Origin of the sequence: Flavitalea plasmicola (assembly GCF_030546645.1) — a bacterium.
GTDB lineage: Bacteria > Bacteroidota > Bacteroidia > Chitinophagales > Chitinophagaceae > Puia.
In genome coordinates this window covers 195,211-211,002 of sequence record NZ_JAUOTO010000009.1, presented here as the reverse complement: position 1 = coordinate 211,002, position 15,792 = coordinate 195,211, and the positions used below count along the sequence as shown (strand labels likewise).

Genomic DNA, 15,792 nt, shown 5'->3' with positions numbered 1-15,792 from the left:
CAAAATCAACTAATTTCAGCAAAGCATTCTGCCAGCGCCCTCACTGCTTTACGGATCTTTTCTTCGGGAAACGCGGCATATCCCAGCAGAATGCCCGGACGATCGTAAGCCCCCAATGTATATTCCCGCAGACTGGGTAACACCAGCTTCCTGGCTGCCGCCGCCTGCATGAGCCGTACCTCATCGACTGGCGTCGAAAAATAAGCCGCCAGATGCATCCCCGCGGAAGGATCCGTGAATGAAAGGCGGTCGGAGAGATGAGCCTGCAATTCGCTTAACAGGCATTGCAATCGCTGGTTATAGATTCCTCGCATCTTACGCAGATGCCGGTGAAAGTAGCCTTCCTTGATAAAATCTGTCAGTATCAGCTGATCCGTCAACGGCGACTGCCGGTCATTCAACGCTTTCAATGATTTGAATGCCTGGAAGGTCTCCCGGTCCGGCAGCACCATATACGCAATGCGCAGGGCCGGAAAAAGGACTTTGCTGAAAGTGCCGGTGTAAATGACATTCCCATGCGTGTCCAGCCCCTGCAGGGACGGAATAGGCTTGCCCCGGTAGCGGAGCTCGCTGTCATAATCATCCTCGATCAGCCAGCACCGGTGGTCATTTGCCCATGCCAGCAGCCTGAGCCGTTGTGCCAACGGTAAAGTGCCGCCCACGGGATCCTGGTGAGATGGCGTGAGATAAGCCAGCTTCCCATCCGGATGATGTCGGATCGCATAGTCGATATTCAGCCCCTCCCCTGTCACGGGTATGGGACATGGCTCGCCGCCAAACAGTGTAAAAACGGCACGTGCATTCACATACCCGGGATTATCTATCCAGAAACGATCCCCCGGCTGCAGTAATAGCTGAGCACATAATGCAAGTGCCTGCTGCGTACCATTGACGATGAGGATCCGGTCCGCCTCGCATTGTACGCTCCGGTTCACCCGCAGATGGTCCGCGATCGCTTCCCGCAAAGGAAAATAGCCGGCCGCATCCTCATATCCCAGATGCTGAAAATCCAGGTAGCGATATACCCTGGCCGCCAGCTTGCTCCACACCGCAAACGGAAAAGCGTCATAAGCAGGCTGCCCCGTCTGAAAAGGCAATATCTCCTCCCGGAGGGTGTTACGTGGTAACACCACCCGCTGCAATGTCCGTAAAAAATCTCCCCCTAATCTCCGTTCTGCTTGAACCTCCTCACGCTCCACTTGCAGCTTGTCGCTTGAAGCTTGCAGCTCATCACTCTCCCCTCGCACCTCCTCACTCCCCGCTCGCAGCTCACGGCTCACAGCTCGAAGCTTGTAGCTTGTCGCTTGTCGCTTGTAGCTTCCAGCTCAAAGCCCGCCACAAAGCTCCCGGACCCGCTCTTTCCCCGTATATACCCCTCCATCCCCAGCTGCTCGAAAGCCATCACCACAATATTCCTCGATACCCCCAGCTCTTCCGCGATCAAACGCGTGGCAGGTAGCCTGTCCCCCGGCCGTAGCCTCCCCTCCAGGATAGCCAGGCGAATCCCATCATACAGCTGCTGATACGCTGGTCGCCGCACCTTTCGGTCGATACGAATAAATGGCAGCGATAACTGCCTGGACGCTCTGCTCATAAAGCGGTACTATTAAATTCATTTAAATTGGACCAATTCCTAGTACCAAGTTACAAATATCTTTGACTTAGCTAAACCAAAAACAATGACTACACTCACCAGTACCTACTTCAACACGAGAGGACGCATCACCCAGTACCTTCCTCAAAGCAGCGAATCCATGGTCGCCTACTTTATGCACAAACTCTGTCACGAGACAGAACCTTCCGATGTCTATGCCGACATGGAAAATGGCATCGACAACTTTGTCGTCATCGATGCCCGCTCGCATGAAAGCTTCACCAGGGAACACATCCCCGGCGCCATCAATATTCCGCACAAACACATGAACCTGGAGACCACCGCCTTCCTTCCCAAAGAAAAAATGATGGTCGTCTATTGCGACGGCATCGGGTGCAATGCTTCTACCAAGGGCAGCCTCAAACTGGCCAGCCTGGGCTTTCTCGTAAAAGAAATGATCGGCGGATTGGAATGGTGGAAATACGACGGATATACAACGGAAAAAGGTCCATTATCCTCAAATCCCCTCGTCTGTGGCTGCGAATAAACGGATCGCCTTTGCTACCTGCAGTTCCTGCCCGGACCTGGCAAAGGACGACAGCACCCTGGCAGCAGCACTGGTTGCCGCCGGCCATCAGGTAGAGGCCGCGGCCTGGGACGACATCTCCATTGACTGGGGTCGTTACGACGCAGTGATCATCCGTTCGACCTGGAACTATCACCTGCATCCCCAGGCCTTCCTTCACTGGCTCCGCCGCCTGGAAAGCTATCCATTGCAGGTAGCCAATCCCGTTGACATACTGGAATGGAATATGGATAAAAGCTACCTCGCTGACCTGCGGCACCTGGACGTACCCCTGCCTCCGACTTTGTTCCTGGATAATCACAACAACGCCTGCCTGGACAGCATCTTCCAGGACACAGGCTGGCAAAAGGCCGTGATCAAACCCTGTATCTCCGCCACCGCACACAACACCTGGATCACTACTCCAACAACCGCCGCACCGGACGCCGCCAGACTGCGCCAGCTGCTACATACAGGTAAATACATGATCCAGGAATTCATGGATGAAGTGGAGTCGGATGGAGAATATTCCCTGATCTTCTTCGGCCAGCAATATAGCCATGCGGTTAAAAAGACCGCAAAGAAAGGTGACTTCAGGGTGCAGGAGCAGTTTGGAGGACACAGCCGGCCCTCCCGGCCAGGGCCTTCCATCATTCGCCAGGCTACAGCCATCCTGGACAAAGCGGTCCCTTTCACCTCCACCCCCCGACTGCTGTATGCACGGGTGGACGGTGTCATGCACAAAAAGATCTTTACCTTAATGGAATTGGAGCTGGTAGAGCCCTCTCTTTTCATCAATGGCAATACCCTGGCTATTCAGCAGTTCGCCTATTTCTTCAACAGCTCTTTCACAGCCGCGGCTATCTGCTGATCATGACCGGCTGAAAGGACATCCGGCTCATTGCGTACAGGTATGTCCGGCTCCATCTGATGTCCCTCTTCGAAATACCCCTCCGGCGCCCGCCATCCGCCCATGGGCATGCCAAATACCAGCCCGGGATCGATCTGCGTTTCCCACCAGACAAAGGTACCCGTCCCCGGGATCGGCATGCCCAGGGTTTTTCCTATATTCTTTAGCTTATACGCCGCTGGGAAAAGATGCGCATCGGAATAGTTGGATTCGCCGATCAATACGATCGAGGGCTTCACCCATTTTTCAGATGGCTCCGACCCTACATATTGCCCATGCGGTATGATGTCGAAATACTTTTTGCCGCTGAGGAAATCCGATAATTGCTCATGGATATTGCCGCCTCCATTGAAGCGCGTATCGATGATCAGGGCTTCCTTACCGATATTGCGGCCCAATGCCTCTTCAAACACTACCCGCATGCTCGCGTCATTCATGGCCCGCACATGGATATACCCGATCTTCCCACCGGATAAAGAGTCGGTTTCCTTTCTGCGCATCCTCACCCACCGGTTGTACAGCAGCTGATTCTCCTCCCCCATGGAAATAGGTTTCGCCGTCTCTTCCCACCGCACGTGGGTGAGGGGATCATACAGCGATAATAAAGTAAGCTTATCGGCCTTTCTGTTCAACAAACTATAATGATCGATACTGTCGGAGATAGCCACTCCATCTATTTTCTCCAGGATCGTGCCGGGACGCGTCTTCGAGGCCGACTTGTCCAGTGGCCCTCCGTCGATGACCTCCGTGATCCTCAGACCCGCCCCGGTATAGCTGTAATCATACAAGATCCCCAGGGAAGCCGTCTGGTCATTCCCCCGCTGGCTGTTGCCGGAATACCGGCACCCGGTATGGCTGACATTCAGCTCACCCAGCATCTCACTGAGCATTTCCGCAAAATCATAATCATTATTGATGTACGGAAGGAACTTCTTATATGCCGTATAATAAAAATCCCAATCCACGCCATTCATATCCACGACATAATACTTCGCTTTCACCTGCCGCCAGGCATGATCGAAAATATAAGCCTTCTCTTCCGGCTCCTTCAACAACATCTCTCCATCGATGGCCACCGGCTCGGCCTTGCCGCTTTGAACGTCGATCTTCCTCACCTTGCCTTCTGCCAGTACGTAAATAAATTTCCCGTCATTCGACAGCTCCATACCTCCATAGCGAACCCCCAGCTTTGCAAATAGCTTTGTCTCATGGGTACGCAGCTCCGTCACCCACAGGTCAACACCTTTTTCAAACGCAGTAAGATAGTAGAGCTTATCCCCGTCCTTGGACAACAACCAGTCATTTGCATTCGATGTATGCGTAGTGAGCTTCAGCTTACGGTCCGTGAGGTTACCCCATTCGATCCTGATCTCTTTTGGACTATCCTTTTTCTTGTCCGCACTGTCCTTCTTCTTATCCTTATCCTTCTTTTCCTCCTGCTCTTTCAATAAGGTAAAATCCTCCTCGGAAAGCTTAAATCGGTCAAAAGCATCCTTCGTAAAGAACATTCCGAACACATCTCCAGTGATAGAGCCGCCTCCCTGTTGCAGGGCTCCATCCCGGTCCGAACCCCAGATCATCATCTTCCCACCCATGGCCCACTTGGGACTGACATCATTATATCCGCTGAGCGTGAGGTTGATCACAGGTGACTTCCCATCCGAAGCGATGAGTCCTACCTCCGGCGTCATTACCCTTTCAGGCGGGCCGAACTGCACCAGGAACCATTTTCCGTCAGGCGACCATTGATAATATTGGTCCCCGTCGGCATACGAATAGTTCCTGTCGGCAGGTAGAATGGCCCTCACCTTCTTGCTGGCCAGGTTAACCACTTTCAATGTCACCCTGTCCTCCAGGTAAGCCACTTCCTTGCCATCGGGAGAATAAGCCGGCTGAAATTCCTCCGCGCCCGTGGCGATCACCGTTTCCTCCTTCAGCACGGTAGATGCATAGAAATAAGGCTCCTCCTTACGGCTGATGGACACCGTATAGATGTTCCAGCTGCCATTCTTCTCCGCGGCAAAAACAAGATTGCGGCCGTCAGGACTAAAGCTGACACCCCGCTCCTGCCAGGGAGTGTTGGTGATCCGCTTGGTGACCCCGCCCGTTACGCTGACGACAAAGATCTCGCCCCGGAACACGAAAGCAATCTCCTTGCCATTGGGCGATAATTTCATTTCCGTCAATCCTCCATTCACCGGCAACGTTCTTTCCACTACTACCCGGCCATCTTCGGCTATCCGCACAGGCACTTTTTGCGGCTCGCCCGCCCCCCGTTTAATATAGATCTCTCCATCGAATCCAAAACACAGCGTATTGTCATTGGCCCTGGTCAAAAACCTCACCGGGTGCTTGCTGAAATGAGTAAGAGCCGTCGAAGTAGCCGGGTCCTGCACACTGCTCTTATATATATTGAATGAGCCGCTCTGCTCGCTGAGATAATAAAAATCCTTATCGTTGGAGTCGAAGACAGGATTACGATCCTCTCCGTTGAATTTGGTAAGTCGGGAATACTTACCCGCTTTCATGTCATACAACCAGATATCCCGCGCAATGGCGGAAGTATGATGCTTGCGCCAGTTGTTCTCGTAACCCTTCAGGTCCTCATATATCAACTTATCTCCCGAAGCGCTGACAGTTGCCGCTAATGCAGGTACGGGCAATACCTGGCTCACCTTACCTCCACTGACGGGTACGCTGTATAGCTCCGACATCAACGTAATAGGGAATTGCGCATCGGTGGAAATATCCTGACGGTGAGCGGAAAAGATCACCTTCTTATCATCCGCCGAAAAGCTGCTGGGTATCTCGCCCATGGAATGGTAGGTCAGCCTGCGCGCCTCTCCGCCCGTGGCCGGCATCACGAATACGTCGAAATTTCCATACCGGTCAGAGGCAAATGCAATGTATTTTCCATCATGACTCCACACCGGCGAGAACTCATACGCCTCACTGATAGTCAGCGGCACAGCCGTCCCTCCCGACACCGGCACCTTATAAATATCACCTCTATAGCTGAATAATATGGTTTGCCCATCAGGCGAAATAGCAGGATAACGCATCCATAAAGGTTCCTCTTGCGAATAACCTACCAGCCATCGGCAGCCGATGGCGAGTAGAAGCAGTAGTTTCTTCATATACTGAAAATAAGTATTTTCTCCTCATTCCCTTTCCCCACATCGCATGTTTTTCCATTTACAATGAACTTTTGCACTCTTTTCCAGCCCGGTCTTCCCCCTGAAAAACCCTTGGTAATCATATCAAAAAAATGTTAAATCCCTTGTCTGTCAAGGGTTTCAGCCGACGCAAGTCCGGTTTGGCGTAATAAAAACGGCAAAAACTAGGCTTGTATGCCCCCCTCCGCCTTCCTATTTTTGTACTGTCAAAAGAGATGATTGCTTCCCCATACGAATAGTTAACAAAATTTCGTAAATAACAAAAACAAAATATTATGAAAAGCAATCATGTAGTAAAGACCCTGACAGCAGCAGCAGTAGCAGTTGTATTCTTTGTAAGCAACCCCCTGGCCAGCCTGGCTAACGACGGCAGCAAGAAAGAAAAGCTCTCCGACGAACAGGTTTCCGTTCAATACATCGGTTCCACCGCAGACCAGGTTGCCTTCCGCGTAGAGTTCGAAAACCCTACTGCCGAAAAATTCTGGCTGATCATCAAGAACGACGCCGGTGACGTAGTTTACCGCAAACAGTTCAGCGACGTGCATTTCAGCAAATCGGTATACGTACAGAAAGAAGAAGCTGATATCCGCCCTACTTTCGTCATCCGTAACAACGCCAACGAGATCGTGCGCCAGTTCGCAGTAACCAGCACCATCACTGAAAGCACCGTTGTAACGAAGTTATAATCCGTAATTGAAGTTGTAATAGATAGGAAAAAGATCTCTCAGAAGCCATCGGTCAAAAGAGCAAAGGCTGCCCCCACGGGCAGCTTTTTTTATGCCCTTATTTCACCTATGTTATATTTTTGTTATCTAATATAGACCACTTAAATACCGATGTAGATCACACCTTAACAACAATTGCACCTATATTAAAAAAAACAATATCTATCGTTACCCATCATGTAAGAATCCATTTTAATCCATTTATTATCAATCCTTTCAACGCTAGAAATCCTCGTTTGCCATAATAAAACCACCCAAAACAAGGTTTGCAACCCCATTGATCTATTTCTATATTTGTATCATCAAGTCCAAAGAAATCCAACGATTGCCTCTCCAGCATCGAAAAACTTGCCCCTCCTGATTGCTTCCCGCTTTGCCTTCTCTCTCGATTGTTCTGCTCTCTTTCGGTTGTCAGCCTTCACAATCTTAGTAAAGACAAAATTTAAAAAATAGAGTTATGAACAACAAATTAAACAGCCGTGTAGTAAAAGCAATCTCTGTAGCAGCCGTAGCAGCTGTTATCTTTATCAGCAATCCCCTCGCCAGTCTGGCTAACGGCGGCAAGAATGATAAAGCAAAGCTCAATGACGAACAGGTCACCGTTCAATATGTCGGCGCCAACGATCAGCACGTTGTCTTTCACGTAGACTTCCAGAACCCCACAAATGAAAAATTCTGGCTGATCATCCGCAACGACGCCGGTGATGTCGTTTATCGCAAACAGTTCAGCGATGCGCATTTCAGCAAATCCATTTATTTCGAAAACGATCAGACAGAGATCCGCCCCACTTTCATCATCCGCAACAGCGCTAACGAAATAGTACGCCAGTTCGCTGTAACCCGGACGATCACTGAACAAACAGTAGTAACAAAGCTCTAAAAATATAAACCCCGTCGGCCTGCCGACGGGGTTATCCTTAATTAATTCAGAAATACTTTTATTTCCCCCTATCCTTCCCCCGTACCCACTTCACTCCGTTGATCGCATTACTGCGATTATCACAAGGATCAGTCACCATATTTAACGTCAGCCCATCCGCAAGAAAAACATAGGTATACACGCCCTCTCCGCCAGGACAGGCATATTTCCCCTCTATATCCTTTAGCGTAATGGTATCCCTGCTGATCCTGGATAGACAACGGACCACCACTTCACCACTGCCATCGGTAGTATAAGAAGTATCCGCGCCCACATGAAACGTCAGCGTGTCGTGCAATTCATCCACATATAATTTCCAGGAAGTTCCCTTCAGAGACTGGGCATGCACACCAGCTACACTAGCCAGCAGCAGGACAACGAGCAAGTAAAATATTTTGCGCATATAGTTATTATTATGCATAAAATTAACCCTTTCAGCCACCTGACCAAATTCTCTCTTTATGATAGCAAAACCTTAACCCAACTCCCTACTCCAATCCCCTTAGATATTCCTGCATATTCTCCCTTAACCCCACTCCCAACTCCCCCAGTTTTCCCACATAATACGCCCGCAGGTCCTCCCACTGGTAATAGGGCCACTGCCGGGTAGCCACAGGCAGCGCCGCCTCCCGCTCATTCAGCAGCACTTTGACCAGGTATGTCCCGCCGTCCCCGGCATACAGGATCCATTGAATATTGGCGCTTAAAGGAATAACATCCTCCGCACGCCAATGATCATGATAAAGATAGATCGATCGCGCAGAACTACTGGCCCCGCGGATACCCGACAAGGCCGCAAGTGGGGCGATCGCCTCCGCATGGGTAAACCGCAGCACGGCATCAGGAGCGTCTGCCTTCCCCACCGCCCGGTCCAGGCTGTTGATAATATCCGCCAGCAACGGCGCCGCCACCTTCACCTGGATCCCCACGGAATCAAAGCCGGGTCCCTTTTCAAGGAAATCCGCCGCCCCGTTCCTGAAATCCAGCCATTCCAGGCCGTCCTTGTCAAATGCAGCCCCCAGGCCCTCCCGGTCACCAGGATCACCGGCGGCCTTCAGTTCTCCGCTCATGGACCACCCGATCGAATACAGATCGTAAAGATCATCGACAAAAGCAATTCCTCCCCCCTCCATCAGCCGGGCAAATGCGGGACGGAACAGCCGCGCACAGACCCGCTTCGCCGTAGCCGCCGTCCTTTCATCCTTGTCCAGGCTATCCAGGCTGCGCTTTACCCCGCTGCTTTTCTTATATCGCTGATACGCAGGCGAAAGATCATAAAAGCGCAAGGCAGTATCCGCCGAATCAGGCGCCCGCTCCCACTTTAATGCCCCCTCGTACTTCCCCAATCCTTTTAAAAAAGCCGCCGCACTCTGTTGCGTCCGCAGCTTCCACGTGGTCACCACTTCCAATCCCCTGCCCGTAAAAACAGACCCGTAGTGCTGATGCATCCTTTCCCCGATAGCCGCCTGCTCTAACTCTCCCAGTAAAGTAATCCGCTCATAATTCCCTTTGCCCACACGCAGCAAATGCCGGACGATCTTAGCCACCCGCAACCCCATTTCTGTAAGCCCATCGCTTTTTTCCGCCGACTGCAGCACCCGCAAGACCTGCAGATCCGTACCTTCCTTCGTTAAGAACCTGGCGCCATGCCTGCCCGCATAGCTGATGAACACAGGCCGGAAGCCCGCCGGAGGCGGCGTAGCAGCCCCCCCGGAAAATACATACGGCGTCTTGGTCCCCAGGTAACCCGGAGAGGAAGTGCCTTCCTGCGCCCACCCCATAACGTATATGCCTAACACCATCCCTGCGCCTAAGAAGAATTTTCTCATCATCGTATGATTAATTCCATTTAACAGAAATACTGGACACTTTATGCAGGTTGCCCGGGCCATTCGTGGGATAAGCCCCCATATCCGTATTGGGGTTCAACGTGCTCGCTCCATAAGCTCCTCCCTGTGGCACCGTCCGCTGCGCCTTGAAAGCATCCGCGTCCCCTTTCAGCAATGCCGGACTGCCGGGAAGTAAGCTGAGATCATAAGCCTGCGCATTGATAATGCCGATAGGCATCTGCGAAATATCCAGCGTCAGCGTGCCGGCCGTCATATAATCGAACTGGTTGACATCATAAGTCGCAAATAAAGGGTTGTTAGCCTTAGGGGTCGCACTCCTTACGTCGGCGCCTTGAGCCACTCCCTTGCCGTCTGAAGCATAGAATTCACTGATCAGTCTTGGATCATTGGCATAAAAGAACTGATGGTTATAGGCGGTATTGATCATGTCCGCGTCCGGGGTCAGCCGCAAACCATACTTACAGTTGATGATCATATTATTGTAGATCTTTCCTTGCGCGTTCTTCTCATAATTGATGGAACCTCCGCGGCCTGTTTTCTGCTGGCGGAACCCACAGTTGAGGATGGTGTTATTGTAGAGATAAATTTTTGTCTGCACAGGACCGTCACCGCTGTTGCTGACTTTGAAGCCGTTGGTGGCCGCACCGATCACAAGGTTATAAGCTACGTCCCCAAGACAGCCGTTCTTCAGGTTGAAGGCTTCGCCGCCGGAGAGCCCGCAAGCCTCGAAGGTATTGCGCATGACGCTGACATGCCCGTGGAGTATGCGCATCCCGTCGTCCTTGGTGCCATATACCCAGCAATCCTCCATGATGAAATTACCATTGATATTGGTATAGCTCAGGCAGTTGCGCGGGTCCTTGGGCTTGAAGACACTCAGGTCGGGCGCAGCCCCCGCCGGCCCGCCTGCAAACTCGATATGCGTCCACTTGAGGATGACATCCCCGCTGGTGGCGCCGCATTGAATGCCGCCCCAGAATCCCTTGCCGATGTTCGCCGTCGTACGCAGTTCCTCCGGTACGGTAATGAAATTGTTATGCCCGGCGGTGCCCAGGCTGATAAAAGTGCCGTTACAGGTCACCTGCGGGCTGGTCTCCGCGGTCTTGCCGTCTCCGATCGCTATCAATCTGGCGCCTTCCTGCATCAGCACGGTATCACCCTCGTTGATGATTATATCCCGGGAGAAATAATAGGTCTTTCCGCCGAGCAACGTTCCCTTGATGGCGCCCGTCAGCGTATCGCTGGTAATGGGCTGGCTGATATATTCTTTCCTGGCGGATACATGCACCGTCTCTTCCTTATGGCAAGCCCCCAGCAGCACAACGGCCACCGCCATCGATATATGATAATTGAAAAGTTTCATCGTAGTTGATTTGAATGCTTACTAAAATTTAAATTTCACTCCCAGCAGATAATTGGTCCCGTAAGTGTCCTTCCGTACGAAAGTATTTTTGCCGGGGGTCTGATATTTCACATCCCCTACTACATCCACACCGGTATAGGGCTGCCGTATCTCCAATTGAAAAGGTGTATTAAGGATATTGTTCACCTTGGCATATACATACCACCGCCGCGTAACTCTTTTCTCCGCCGAAAAGTCCATTTGAGCAAACCCTTTCTGCCAGATATCATTGTCCAGGAACTGAGACACCGTATTGATCCGCGCACTGGTATACCCGAAGGCCAGCTGCGCATTCAGCCCGGCTCTGCCATCATCCTTGAAGAGCAGGCTCAGATTGGCGATATGCTTGGACTGCCCTTGTAAAGGCCTGGTCTGATCCATCATTCTGTTGGTGCTCCCGCCCGTAATGAGGTAATTTTGCTGCTTGGTGGTCGTAATGGAAGAATGGGTGTACGTATAGTTGGCCTTGATGCCAAACCACCTCCAGAATTTCGTCATATCAGCCTCCAACCCATAATTCGTGGCATTCCCGAAATTATACGCTTCGTAGTATACAAACGTGCCCTCGTTAACCAACGCATATTCGATGGGGTTTTTCAGCCGCTTGTAAAATACGCCTGCCACGAACTGATCCAGCCCCTTGGGATAGAGCTCATAACGAAGGTCCAGGTTATCCGACACCGTATGCTTCAGGTTCGGATTGCCTTTTTCGTCATAGTCCGCATCCGCGTCATTGGACACGTGCGGTATGATCTCGTAAAAATTGGGACGGCTGATGGCTGAATAGTACGATAGACGCAGGGCCTGCCTGGCATTGAGGGAATATTTGATATTGCCGCTGGGCAGCACATCATAGTAAGTTACAGAACCTGTTTTGCCCTCCGCGGTTTCCGGCAGGTTGCTGGCCCAGCTGAGATCCGTATTCTCTATACGGGTGCCGCCGGTGATCAGGAAATTATGCCAGTCGAGCTTCAACATAAGATAGGCGGCCCCTACATTCTCCTTCGCCGTGTAGTTCAGGGCATCGGAAAAAGTTCCCTGACCGTTGAATACTTCGAAATGATTGTGACGGATATCCCCGTCATACTGCTGGTTGCTCGGACTGGCGGGACGCAGCTCATAATCGTCATAAGTGCTGGTCCTCTTCTTGCTCCGGTACATACCGCCTGCCAGCCAGTCTGTCCTGACACCCCCGATCCGGGTACGATAAGTAAGATGGGCATAGCCGCTCTTATCCTCGTCCGAACTGTGGGCAAAGATCCTGTCCGATTCGAATAAGGTCGAAGGCGCATGCACCGCATGTCCCGTAGAGTCCTTACTTACGCCGGTGCTAACATTCAGGACGCCTTCGTCCGGCCTGTTCAACGTCGCTTTGGAATAAGCTCCCGTCCAGTCCAGCTTCAGCCTGTCACCTATCTGATGCTCCCCTTTCAATGTGGCATTCACCATTTGCTGCACGTCGTGCAGGGTACGGTAGGTATTGTTGATCCGGCCAAACCCCGGCCCCACCCGCCCCAGTTGAAGGTTGGTGTCGGAAGCCATCCGGAACTCATTCCGCATCAGATTGAGCCAGGCCCCATACAGGCTTATCTTATTCCTTGCATCCGGTGTAAGATCCAGCTTCGCATGCACGCCGCTCCGCTGCTGCTGAATGGAATATTTTCGGTCCTCGATGCCCGTTACCTTGGTAGCCCCATTACTGGCCATCTCCGTATTGAAAAATACCGAATTGACATTCCGGTAATTGTTCTGGTAGCTGGCCCCGATCAGGATCCCCAGCTTATCATGCCAAACCCTTCCTCCCATGGACAGCCCCCCCAGCAAGGCAAGGGGATGGTGCCGCGTGTCATGACTGAAAGCATTATCAGGGAAATCCTTCATGGTAGCCACATACGAAGGTCCGTTGATCTGACGTGGGCTCAGATCCAGACTGGGACCACTGCTGAAATGCGTATAGTCCTGGGTAAAGAACTTGCTGGCATACCCCGCAGCAACATTTGCATTGACGGAAAATCTGGCAGGCGCATCCTTCATGATCATATTCACCGCCCCGCCAATGGCATCCGATTCCATATTGGGAGTAAGCGACTTGATCACCTCCAATCTGTCCAGCATATCCGCAGGGAAAATATCCAGCGGTACATAACGGTTCTTATTGTCCGGGCTGGGGATCTTGATCCCATTCACCAATGTATAGATATACCGCTTGTCCATCCCCCGGATAATGACATACTGCCCTTCTCCATTAGAGCTCCTTTCCAGCGATACACCCGAGATCCGCTGAGCCGTATTCGCCACCGAAAGATCAGGGGAGATCTCGATACTCCGGGCAGAAAGCGAATTCTGCACGATGTCAGCCCGGCGGTCCGCCAGGAGGGAGGCCCGCTCGGAACCCCTGTCATGACGCCCCGAGACCTGCATCATCTCCAGCTCCGTTTGACGACGCTCCATATCGATCCTCATAGTACTACCACCTTCCCGCACAACAACATCCGCTTCATATTTGCCATATCCAATGGCATTCACCCTGATCTTATAATCGCCGGCCCGAAGATCCCGTAAGACAAAAGTCCCGTCCAATCCGGCCACCAGCCTTGCCCCTCCCCTGGTGCCGGAACCATCCCGGCCCTCGATCTCTACAGTTGCTCCCTGCAAAGGCTCTCCGGTCTGCCGGTCCACTACGGAACCTCGTAGGACCACTGTCTGCGACTGAGCCGCCATCGCACCCGACAGTAAGAGTAATAGGGGAAATAAATACTTCATTGTAGTTAGTTTTTTTGCGATGCAAATGTGCACAGACGCCCGGCAAAAGCGAAAAACACCGGATGAACAAAATGGGAACAGCGTAGCAAGGGACGTAGACCGGGCAGCAGCAGCATAGACAAACAGCATTCAATCGCATGGTTATCAATCATGTTCAAAGAACAAGATCCTCCATTACCAAATTGTTACCGTAACACAAAGTCGCCTGACAAAACTAAGCTTGCAGCTTGTAGCTTGTAGCTTGTAGCTTGTAGCTTACAACGATTGGACAAAAGCCGTCAGGCTTTCTCCATTATGTAAGGCCAGCTTTTTCTTCAGCCGGTACCGCGATACCCTTAAACTATCCTGGGAAATACCCAGCAGAGTGGCAATATCGCCCGAGGCGAGGTTTAGCTTGATGAGGGATAAAAGGCGGAGATCATTGCCCGTCAGCTCTTCGTTGTGACTTTTCAGGTTGTCGAAGAATTGCTGATGCACCTGCCCAAAGGTCTCGCGGAATTCATTCCAGTATTGGTCGTGGTTGAAGTTGAGGTTTATCTGCTGGATCAGCTGCTGCAGCTGTTTTTTCTGGTCGCGCTTGTCGTCCTTTACAAGAACAGCCAGGCGATCCCTGAGATTCTCCAGCAGCTGGTTCTTTTGGATCACATGCAAGGTACTGCTGGTAAGTCCCTTACGTTTTACTTCCAGCTCCTGCATCAGCTTTTCCTCCTGCAACCGGCGGTTCTGCAGCTCAGCCTGCATCAGCTCCCGCTGCGTGCGATAGATCTGCCGGTCCTGCTCGCCCGTCAGACGCTCATTCCTGATCTTCAAACGCTGCCGGCTGATGATGACAACGCCTAATACGATCAGCAGGACAACGACGATGATCACCGCAATAGTAGTGATGACAGTAATTTTGTGGGCATTTTCCAGCCGGACGATCTCGTCGTTCTTCTTATCTATATCATACAGCACGCTGAGAAAGGCCGTTTGCCGGTTGTTTTCCCCGGAATAGATATCCAGTGTGGCGCGTCGGGAAAGCTCCAGGTAATGGTAAGCACTGTCCTCCTTACCCAATAAATGGTAAGCCTTCCCAAGGTCCCGGTAAGCAGCCCCCTTCTCATAGAGGTCATTGGTCTGCATAGCCAATGCCAGCGCCTTGTTGGTCTGTACAATGGCCTCGGGATAATGCCCCGTCTTTCGGAGTACGTCGCCGAGGTTATTGACCACCTCGATGCTGGCCACCCGATCGCCGGATTGTTCATATAATTGCAGGGCAGCAGTGAAATAATAATTCGACGAGTCATAACGTTCCAGGTCCTCATAGATGCTGCCCATGTTCTCGTAGATCTTGGCCATCCCCTGCTTATGCGCTATACGCTGATATTGCGCCAGAGCCAGCCGCTGATACAGGAAAGCGCTGTCATATTTCCGTTGCTTCTCATAGAGATGACCGATCTTACCATAGGTATTCGCCAGCCCTTCGCCATTGCCCGACTGATTGTATAAAGCAAGCGCCTCGTCATATTGCTTACGCGCCAGGGGCAGCTGCCGGTTGTAATAATATAATATGCCCATATCATCCAGGTTCGCCGCCGTCTGCTCCCGGCGCCCCACTTCCCGGAAGATCTTATCCGCCTGTAAATGGTAATCCAACGCCTGGGAATAATTGCCCAGGTAATAACTGATCTGCCCCATCTGCTGAAGACAGGTTGCCGTGCTCGCCCGGTCCTTCTTGGCAATGGACTGCGTATACATCTCCTTTAATAATAAGAAGGCGCTGTCCGGAAATCGCTGGCTCAGCCGCTGCGTATACGCCAGCTCCGCACGATCATTCTCCTGCCCCCTGACTGAAATGCATAAGACCAGTCCTAACAATACATTATATAAATACTTCATCCGTGGATAC

At 51.7% G+C, this 15,792-nt stretch carries 12 protein-coding genes; 4 read left to right on the top strand and 8 right to left on the bottom strand.

The annotated features are described in order from the left end of the window. Nucleotides 1-5 precede the first annotated feature (5 nt). Nucleotides 6-1,280, bottom strand: a complete 1,275-nt coding sequence (pdxR, locus tag Q4E93_RS30385) for a MocR-like pyridoxine biosynthesis transcription factor PdxR (RefSeq protein ID WP_303591705.1) — start codon at nucleotides 1,278-1,280, stop codon at nucleotides 6-8. Continuing rightward, complete coding sequence (locus Q4E93_RS30380) at nucleotides 1,277-1,594, bottom strand: GntR family transcriptional regulator (RefSeq protein WP_303591704.1); 318 nt, start codon at nucleotides 1,592-1,594, stop codon at nucleotides 1,277-1,279. The genes pdxR and Q4E93_RS30380 overlap by 4 nt, the downstream gene beginning before the upstream one ends. Nucleotides 1,595-1,679: 85 nt before the next feature. On the opposite strand from Q4E93_RS30380, the gene Q4E93_RS30375 reads away from it, so the two are divergent. Both Q4E93_RS30375 and Q4E93_RS30370 read left to right on the top strand, forming a co-directional pair. Then, nucleotides 1,680-2,141 carry a rhodanese-like domain-containing protein gene (locus Q4E93_RS30375; protein ID WP_303591703.1) on the top strand — a complete coding sequence of 154 codons (462 nt, stop codon included), beginning with the start codon at nucleotides 1,680-1,682 and terminating at the stop codon, nucleotides 2,139-2,141. After that, nucleotides 2,128-3,030, top strand: coding sequence for an ATP-grasp domain-containing protein (locus Q4E93_RS30370; RefSeq protein WP_303591702.1), 903 nt, complete (start codon nucleotides 2,128-2,130; stop codon nucleotides 3,028-3,030). The genes Q4E93_RS30375 and Q4E93_RS30370 overlap by 14 nt, the downstream gene beginning before the upstream one ends. Here Q4E93_RS30370 and Q4E93_RS30365 read toward each other — a convergent pair. Beyond that, nucleotides 2,988-6,206 carry a S41 family peptidase gene (locus Q4E93_RS30365; RefSeq protein ID WP_303591701.1) on the bottom strand — a complete coding sequence of 1,073 codons (3,219 nt, stop codon included), beginning with the start codon at nucleotides 6,204-6,206 and terminating at the stop codon, nucleotides 2,988-2,990. The genes Q4E93_RS30370 and Q4E93_RS30365 overlap by 43 nt on opposite strands. 314 nt (nucleotides 6,207-6,520) lie before the next feature. Between Q4E93_RS30365 and Q4E93_RS30360 the strand changes: the two genes are divergently transcribed. Then, the gene (locus Q4E93_RS30360; RefSeq protein WP_303591700.1) at nucleotides 6,521-6,931 is read left to right on the top strand and encodes a hypothetical protein; all 411 of its coding nucleotides are present in this window, start codon (nucleotides 6,521-6,523) and stop codon (nucleotides 6,929-6,931) included. 496 nt (nucleotides 6,932-7,427) lie between these two features. Further along, nucleotides 7,428-7,850, top strand: coding sequence for a hypothetical protein (locus Q4E93_RS30355; RefSeq protein ID WP_303591699.1), 423 nt, complete (start codon nucleotides 7,428-7,430; stop codon nucleotides 7,848-7,850). Between the two features lie 58 nt (nucleotides 7,851-7,908). Here the strand turns inward: Q4E93_RS30355 and Q4E93_RS30350 are convergent, their stop codons facing one another. The 5 genes from Q4E93_RS30350 to Q4E93_RS30330 all read right to left on the bottom strand — a co-directional run bounded on the left by Q4E93_RS30350 (nucleotide 7,909) and on the right by Q4E93_RS30330 (nucleotide 15,782). Continuing rightward, nucleotides 7,909-8,292 carry a hypothetical protein gene (locus Q4E93_RS30350; RefSeq protein ID WP_303591698.1) on the bottom strand — a complete coding sequence of 128 codons (384 nt, stop codon included), beginning with the start codon at nucleotides 8,290-8,292 and terminating at the stop codon, nucleotides 7,909-7,911. Between the two features lie 85 nt (nucleotides 8,293-8,377). Continuing rightward, nucleotides 8,378-9,718, bottom strand: coding sequence for a histidine-type phosphatase (locus Q4E93_RS30345; RefSeq protein WP_303591697.1), 1,341 nt, complete (start codon nucleotides 9,716-9,718; stop codon nucleotides 8,378-8,380). Nucleotides 9,719-9,728: 10 nt separating this feature from the next. Then, entirely contained in the window at nucleotides 9,729-11,102 is a 1,374-nt protein-coding gene (locus Q4E93_RS30340; protein WP_303591696.1) for a hypothetical protein, read from the bottom strand. A 21-nt stretch (nucleotides 11,103-11,123) separates the two neighbouring features. Next, nucleotides 11,124-13,904: a TonB-dependent receptor gene (locus tag Q4E93_RS30335; protein WP_303591695.1), complete on the bottom strand. Its 2,781-nt coding sequence runs from the start codon at nucleotides 13,902-13,904 to the stop codon at nucleotides 11,124-11,126. Nucleotides 13,905-14,159: 255 nt separating this feature from the next. Beyond that, nucleotides 14,160-15,782, bottom strand: coding sequence for a tetratricopeptide repeat protein (locus Q4E93_RS30330; RefSeq protein ID WP_303591694.1), 1,623 nt, complete (start codon nucleotides 15,780-15,782; stop codon nucleotides 14,160-14,162). Nucleotides 15,783-15,792: the final 10 nt, after the last annotated feature.